This is a genomic window from Halorubrum sp. SD626R (assembly GCF_001261915.1).
Classification (GTDB): Archaea; Halobacteriota; Halobacteria; order Halobacteriales; family Haloferacaceae; genus Halorubrum.
Map to the genome: position 1 here is coordinate 1 of NZ_CVRT01000084.1, position 7,464 is coordinate 7,464.

The 7,464-nt window shown below is 62.2% G+C and carries 7 protein-coding genes; 3 read left to right on the top strand and 4 right to left on the bottom strand.

Annotation, left to right across the window (positions count from 1 at the left end):
• The 3 genes from SD626R_RS09360 to SD626R_RS09370 form a co-directional block, all read left to right on the top strand.
• Positions 1-607: DUF8125 domain-containing protein (locus SD626R_RS09360; protein WP_092565980.1), on the top strand; the 607-nt coding region annotated here is incomplete at its 5' end.
• Positions 597-1,688, top strand: coding sequence for a hypothetical protein (locus SD626R_RS09365; protein WP_092565982.1), 1,092 nt, complete (start codon positions 597-599; stop codon positions 1,686-1,688). The genes SD626R_RS09360 and SD626R_RS09365, both read left to right, overlap by 11 nt.
• Positions 1,689-1,877: 189 nt before the next feature.
• Positions 1,878-2,285: a PD-(D/E)XK family putative nuclease gene (locus SD626R_RS09370; RefSeq protein ID WP_092565984.1), complete on the top strand. Its 408-nt coding sequence runs from the start codon at positions 1,878-1,880 to the stop codon at positions 2,283-2,285.
• Positions 2,286-2,853: 568 nt separating this feature from the next.
• On the opposite strand, the gene SD626R_RS09375 is transcribed toward SD626R_RS09370, so the two are convergent.
• The 4 genes from SD626R_RS09375 to SD626R_RS09385 form a co-directional block, all read right to left on the bottom strand.
• Positions 2,854-3,834, bottom strand: coding sequence for a pentapeptide repeat-containing protein (locus SD626R_RS09375; protein WP_092565986.1), 981 nt, complete (start codon positions 3,832-3,834; stop codon positions 2,854-2,856).
• A 127-nt stretch (positions 3,835-3,961) separates the two neighbouring features.
• Positions 3,962-4,573, bottom strand: a complete 612-nt coding sequence (locus SD626R_RS16400) for a hypothetical protein (protein WP_137782728.1) — start codon at positions 4,571-4,573, stop codon at positions 3,962-3,964.
• A 283-nt stretch (positions 4,574-4,856) separates the two neighbouring features.
• A complete protein-coding gene (locus SD626R_RS09380; protein ID WP_092565988.1) occupies positions 4,857-6,473 on the bottom strand; it encodes a DUF7845 domain-containing protein in 1,617 nt (538 codons plus the stop codon).
• 106 nt (positions 6,474-6,579) lie between these two features.
• Positions 6,580-6,885, bottom strand: a complete 306-nt coding sequence (locus tag SD626R_RS09385; RefSeq protein ID WP_092565990.1) for a DUF5658 family protein — start codon at positions 6,883-6,885, stop codon at positions 6,580-6,582.
• Positions 6,886-7,464: the final 579 nt, after the last annotated feature.

A 7,464-nucleotide genomic window follows, 5' to 3' on the forward strand; every position in this document is an offset into this window, starting at 1 on the left:
CGCCGGCGGATACGTCGCCGATCTACTCCCCGAGGAGGAGGGGATCTATCTCGTCGCGTTCGACGCCAGCGACGACACCGGCGGGTCGATTTGGGAGCTCTCCGAGGACCAGTTCGCAGACATGGACGTCCACGCCGGGAGCCTCTTCGAGTGGCCCGTCGCGAAGCGCGTGTACGAGGTGCGCGAGTACCGTCCCGAGGACAACGTCGCGGTCGCGAACTGGCGGGAGTCGGTCGCCGGCTCCGAGCTCGCCGGCGACGTCCAAGTCGTCGACGCGATGGAGGCGATCGCCGAGCTCCGCGAGGAGTTCGAGCCGGACGCCCGCGAGGCGCGGCGCCTCAAGCGTCGGCTCCGCTCTATCGCCCGGACGCTCGACAAGCGCCGGCTCAAGGACCAGGAGACGATCCTCGACCCGACGCTTACGCCGTCGTTCGACGACGACAGCGCGACCGTCTCGGCGGTCCTCGACGAGGAACTACCGGACGATCTGAAACCACAGAGCATGAAGGGAGACGACGTCGACACCGAACGGAACGGGCACGGAGACACGATCGGATTCGAGCTGCTCGACGAGGCCGAGGCGCTGGAGGTGGACGATGAGCGATAAGACCGGCGCGTACGCGGCGGCCGAGCTCGCGAGCGCACTCCGCGGCGAGGATCCCGGCGAGCACGTCCGCGGGTACGCCGGACTCGTCGACGACCGCCGGACGCTCGCGGTGCTCAACTACTACGACGGGCTGCTCGACGAGCCGATCGAGGAGACCCGGATCGGCCGGCTGATTATCTCGAACGCCGCGACCGAGACGATCGACGAGGCGGTGCGACACGGCTCGGTCTCGCAGATGAAGAGCGCGACCGGACTCACCGGACAGGAACGTGAGGGCGGCGACCTGTATCGCGACGCTGCCGGCGAACTCGCGCACGAGGGCGCGATCGGGCTCGTGTTCGGGGCGCCCGGCTCGGGAAAGACCGCGACGACGCTCGACGTGGCGATGTCGTGGAAGATCCGGACCGGCGGCGCGCTGGTCGGAAACACGTCGTGGGACGGCTTCGACCGCGTGGTACGTTCCGACCGGGAGATGCTCGAAGCGATGGCGGAGATCGAGGGGCCGGTGCTGGCGGTCCTCGACGAGATCGCCCAGGAGCTCTCCGGGTTCGGCTCGGGCAACAAGGCGGCCGAGCAGTTCTCCGACTCGTTGCTCTTCATCCGCAAGAAGGAGTCCAAACACGGCCCGCACCCGAAGCGCGGGAGCGTCCTGCTCGTCGGGCACACGCGGACGAAAACCGCGAAGTCGATCCGCCGGGTCGCGTCGCTCGCGATCGAGAAGCCCTCGCGGTCGGACCCCGGTCGCGCTCGCCTCTTGGAGAGCGAGGGCGGCAAGGACGACTGGGAAGAGGGGAGCGACTACAAGGGCCTGACCGACACGGCCGCGGACTACCCGGAACACGAGCCGAGCGAGTTCGCGATCGAACTCGTCGACGAGGACGACGAGAGCAAGGACGTCGACGCCGACTCGGTCCGACGCGAGGAGGCGGTGCGCAAGGCGATCCGCGCGGTCGAAAATCACGGGATGACGTACGCCGAGGCGGGCGACCTCGTCGGGTACTCCGCGGCGTGGGTCTCCGACCGCATGGCTGAATACAGGGACGGCGACCACGGTGAGGTAGTGAACGATGCCGTTGCGTGAATCGACAGACGCGGCGGGGATTCACGCATTCATTCAGCCGCCCGCCCCGGCGCATACCTCTGTTTATACGCGTGCGATCGCGGCGGGGGGTCCGAATCCGCGGGGGGCCGCGCGGCCGGGATTCGGTCGAAATTTGTTCGTCGACGTCGATCGGCGCGGCGGCCAACCGCAACCCAAACGAGGACGCCCATGAGCTACGACCCGGCGATCGTCGGTCGATACGGGAAGCTCGTCGAGCTGTGGGCGACGGACCGCTACCCGCTCACGCTCGACTATCCGGTCGTAGACGGGCTCAAGTTCGACGCGAGCGACGAGGACGGCCGCCCGTGGGACGTGAAGGGGTCGATGGTGAACGGCGTGCGACCGACGTTCAAGTTCTGGGAGGACCAGCACGAGACGCTCACGGACGCTGACGGCGGGTACGCGCTTGTGTGGTACCGAGCGCAAGGGGGAGAGATAACGGTCGTGTCGTCGCGGACCGTCCGGGCTCGGGATTTAGAGATCACAAACTGGACGAATCCCGGGGAGACGCACTATCGGAGTCACTCGCGGGAGGCTCAGCTCCGTGCTAACGGAAAACTTCGCAAGCGTATGTGAGAATACGGTCGTGAACGGTAGTAGTAGAGAGGCTGGACCTGATTCTTCGTCGCCAGTTGTAAGCTCTAGATTCGAGACTTGCTTTGGAGACTGAGTAGCGATCTCCCGAGATCAGTACCGAATACATATGAGCATCGCAACACGTCAACGAGTATGAGTCACGCAGAACTGTTCCCTGTCGGAATCAAGGCTGACGATGCGAGAGGTAATTTTGAACGGAGGGTACTCGGGCAGGTCTCCCGCTCAAAATACGAGCCGCACACGGATCGCGACCTTGGAAGCGAACATCCTCGTCTTGTGTCCGAACCATCACTCGGACTTCGATTTCGGCATGCTCAGCGTGGACCCTGAGACGCTGGAAGTCTCCCATCAGTACGAAGATTCTGTTGACGGGAGAACGGTGAGGACTATACCTGAGCACGAGGTTGACCCAAATCACATTCGATACCACAACGCGAATTTGTAAGGTAGCAGAATCGTCCAACTAGAGGGTTGAAGCGCTGGTGTTCAATTATCCGCTGGTCGACGACGACGACGCGAAGCACAAACGCAAGCAGATCGAGACGGGTTAGATCCGCTCACGCGATCCGAGGATATACCCAAGAAACACGATGGCTGCGGTTCCGGCGAACGTTTCGATCCCTGCGACAATAGTTGAAATTCCGGCCGGCGGTGCTTCAGGGGGTGCTGTGGTGAGTGTTATTACACTATAATACAAACTATGATCCCACGACATCCTGCCCCAATTCCAATACACTCCAGCGGACAGTAGCCATAGTAGCAGCATCCATACGACGACTGGTCCAAGCCTAACCCCATACCCGGCAAATACTCTCGATAGACACGAAAGAAGCCAGTCTTTGTAACCCTGTAATCCTCCCTCAGCTTTTGCTTCCTTTCGGCGGGCACGTCGTTCCCGGGTCCTGGCCGTTCGAGCCCAGTCAAGTAGTCCATTAGCACTATAGGCAGCTCGTAGTTCACCATTCGCTCGGGCGACAGTATCCTGGCGTTGTTCTACAGATTCGTTATCTCCCGCGTACTGCTCAATAGGTCCACGAGGAGCGTCTATTTCGGTCCTCCGCGAAATTGTCGCCCCGGTAAGCGTGATATTAGAGAGGATTGCTCCTAACAGGTTGGTACCACGGAGATCCGCTCGCGACAGATCTGCATTTACGAGCAGCGCACCTGAAAGATTGGAACCAGCGAGGTTCGCTTTTGATAAGTCGGCCTCGGCAAGGTAGGCTTTAGACAAATTGACATCGGAAGACCTCGCTTCTGACAGATCGGCTAGTGAGAGTGTGGCCCCTGAGAGGTTGGATTCCGAGAGGGTTGCCCCTGACAGATCGGCACTACTGAGTTTCGCGCCCGACAGTTCGGCATTCAGGAGGCTTGCCCCCGATAGATCGGCACCAAAGAGATCACTCTCTGCTAAATTGGCACCATTGAGGCGCGCCTCTGATAGGTCGGCCTTACGGAGATCCGCATCGGGTTGGATATCACTGGACGATACGGTATCGTCATTCGGGATCTCATAGCCTGAATCACTCATTCACCGTGGGAACTCAGGGGAGGAATAAAAATGGACTTACTACCGAGATAGGATTGAATAGCGTGGTAATCGACACAACCTCTCTATTTAACACGCTATCAGCGGCAGAGGATATCAACAGAGTCACCTACCCGGAAATAGATTCTGCTAATAGATCAATAGTACGTACTACTAGAAGAAATATAGCAATTAGAGCGAGAATTGCCACCCAATCTGGAAAATATATGGCTAACACATCATCTGCTATAATATTATTAGCGTTAATTTGATGTGTGACAAGCTGGATAAAGAAGCCGAGTATTAGAAATCCTAACCCGGCATTTGTGTAGGTCATTCTTTTGGCCTCAACTCTGCGAATCGCGCTCTTATCATTGCTATCCACTATCGCTGAAATCTGGTATCGGCCTTTTAGCGATGGAACTGCTAACAAGATCGATCCCCAGATACTGATTGTGAGTCCGTACAAAAAGGAGCTTATCGGAAATAGGATATCTGTTAAGACTAACGACAATGAGAGTGAAATCAGACTCACGATGACTATTTTAGATATTTCAAAATATTGTTCTGCGAGAAATTGTTGAGACCGCTTCACAGAATCCTCGGAATGCTCATACTCGGTTCGCCAGTCATATTGATCCAATGTTTCAACTAGTTTCATTACAGATTCGGAGAAATTCCCTTCACTTTCTTTAGCGGTACCAGAATGCTCTTTGATTTCTTGCTCTCCGTCTTTTGTCATGTTTTGACATTTTTCTAGCAGTACAAGATTTTTTCTACGCTGTAAGAGATCGTCTCTCCGCAGAGACGGTGGGTACCTTAGAATCTGTGGCCTTAGCCACACCCCTAACCGCCAACCGACCCCCCAGTATCGGTTCGGCGTCGACGAGCAGCTCGTCGGGACCGAGATCGCGCTTGTGTTGCGGTCGAGATCGTCACGAACCCGCCGGTCGAGAGGGTCGATCGAGCCGAAAACGGCCGCAAAAAGGGGGTCAGGGTAGTGTTGCCACTCACGAGGGGCCGCGCTACCGGAGCGTCTGCCCCTTCCCCCACGCGCTCCGCACCGGCCGGATCTTCGGACCCGACGCGTCGCGGTAGTGCGACACCGCCTCTTTCAGCCGCTCCGGATCGCGACCCGCACCGACCCAGTACCGCTTGAGCCGCGTCACCAGCTCCGACCAGGACTCGTCGGCGAGGTTCCCCATCCGAACCCGGAGGTGCGCCTCGCGCTCGTCGATGTGGATCCCGTTCGCTTGGCAGAACGCGATCAGTTCGTCCGTCCGCTCGTCGAGGGACGCACGCTCGGCGTTCTGGACCGCGTTCGCCGCGGTCCCCATCGCCTTCCGCACGCCCTCACGTGCCGCGTCGAGCGCCTCAACAACCTGCTCCGCAACGTGGTGCGACCGCAACGCTACCGACCCCTGCTCGCGAACGACCATGTCCTCGATCCGTCGGAGGCCACGCCGGACGCTATCCGGGTGCCAGTCGTGGTCCTCCGCGATTTCCGCCGGGGAGACATCGCCCCCGTCCGCGACGAGCGTCTTCAACGAGTCCCACTCGACCGGCGAGAGGCCGTCGGCGAGCTGCCGGACGACCACGTTCCGCTGGTCGCTCTCGACGCGCTCCAGGTTCAGCGGGAGCACGCGCGACTGGTCGACCGTCTCCGCCTCGAAGTACGCGTCCTCGACGAACGTGCGGCCGCTGCCGGGCCCGTCGTCGTCGAGCGGCTGCGTGGGGAGCCCGGCCGCGTTTAGCGTCGCGAGGATCGCCTCTTCGAGCTCGTCGGCGATCTCGTCGTGGTCGGCCGGCCGGAGCGTCTCGTCCCACCGGCTCGACTGGTACGACGCTTCGAGCTTCGGGTGCGCGAGCGGGTGATCGTCGGGGAGCGACTCGGCGTTTCGCGCGTAGTAGTGCTTGAACTCCTTCGGGATCCCGTGATCGGGGAAACACTCGCGGACGCGCTTCGGCCCGAGCGTCACCGTGTGGTAGTAACCCGCCCGTTCGGTATCGTCCTGAACGACCTTCCGATACCCCGACCGGTCGCTTTCGAGCAGGTGGCCCATCCGCGCGAGCGGCCCCTCGCGGGCGTGAACCGGCCCGGAGACGTCCCGGTCGAGCCGGACGTACCGCGCCGCGTCGATCACGACGCTGTACTCGTCGTTACGGCTCTCGAAGTACATCGGGTCAAGCGTCACCGCGCCCGCGGCCCGCTGGATGATCGACTCGACCGCGTCGAACTCGACGTTCGACGCGTTCACCCGGACGTTCACCGCGTCGCCGAGATCCCACATGGGTCGGGCGACCGACTGCCCCTCTTCGGATTCGAGCCCGCGCCACCGGGGCTGTATCAGGGCCTTCACCTTCCGCTCGCCGACCTCGTCGTCGGCAACCGCGTTCAGCCGGAACTCCCGGAGCGTGTCGAAGTCGACGCGCGTCCCGTCCGGCGTCTCGCCGCCCTCGGGCGGGGCGAGGCCGGACTCCTGATAGGACAGGGTGACTCGCCACTTCTCGCCGTCGAGGGTGAAGCTCCCCCGCCGGCTCCCGGTCGCGTCGACGAGCCGCGCGGCACCGAACCACGCCCCGAGCCCGGAGTACACGTAATTCGCCATGTACTCGTGCGAGGCAGTTTCGACGGCCTTCATCGCGAGCTCTCTGCGCGGTTGAGGTAGCAGCCGGCGCACTCGGTCCGGCCGTCGATCCGGACTCGAACCGAGGGGCGCTCGCGGCCGCAGACCTCGCAGCGGCGCGTCACGCGAACACCACCACCAGGTTCACCGCGGCGACGGCGGCACCGATCGTCGCGATCCCGAGCCCGACCCACTCGGGCGCCTCCAGGGCGTCGGCCGCGACCGGCCACGCACCGCAACACAAGCCGACGACCGCGAGCATCGCGACCGCCGCGGGTAGCTCGCCCATCGCGAGCAACTCGCGGACGATCGGGTTCGCCTCGGCGCTCGGACCGATCTCTCGGGCCGCGAGGATCGTCGTCGTCACGTCGAGAACGCCGTGCGACGTGAAGATCGCGGCGACCTCGCCGCTCCGGTCGCGACTCACGCTGACCGCCCCCGTTCGGCGTCGCGCTCCCAGCGGAGCCGGGCGGCGTCGCGGACGTGGGGAAGCGAACCCTGTGCCGGGTCGTACAGCCGGCTCGCACGGACGAACGGACTCATCCCGACAGCCCTCCGTCCCACGGCTCGCCGGCGTTGCGGGCGGGACTCGTCTGCGGGTCCGGCGTGACGACGTCTTTTCCGGCCGCGCTCCCCTCACAGATCCGCACCCACGAATCACACTCGGGGCATCGGTGCGCGCGATCTTCCTCGTCGCCGTGAACGCGGCGGAAGTCTGCGGGCACGTGAGCGTCGCAGCGAAGGCAGTTGCTCCGGCTACTGTGAGATCGGAGCAACATCATGCCGACACCACCTCGGCTAACGCAGATCGCGGGACGGTGGTGACTACCGGCTTAATTTTAGCCCGGACAAGACACGCTAGCGGTGCCTCTAGAGGGTTGAAACGACGAAATTGGGTGGCTGGGGAGTCCCAGCCCACCAATTCATTCGGGCGGAGCCCGAATTCAATTAAGGTGGGCCAACACGGGTAGCGGCTGAATGATCGGTGATGCCCCTCGTCGGTCGG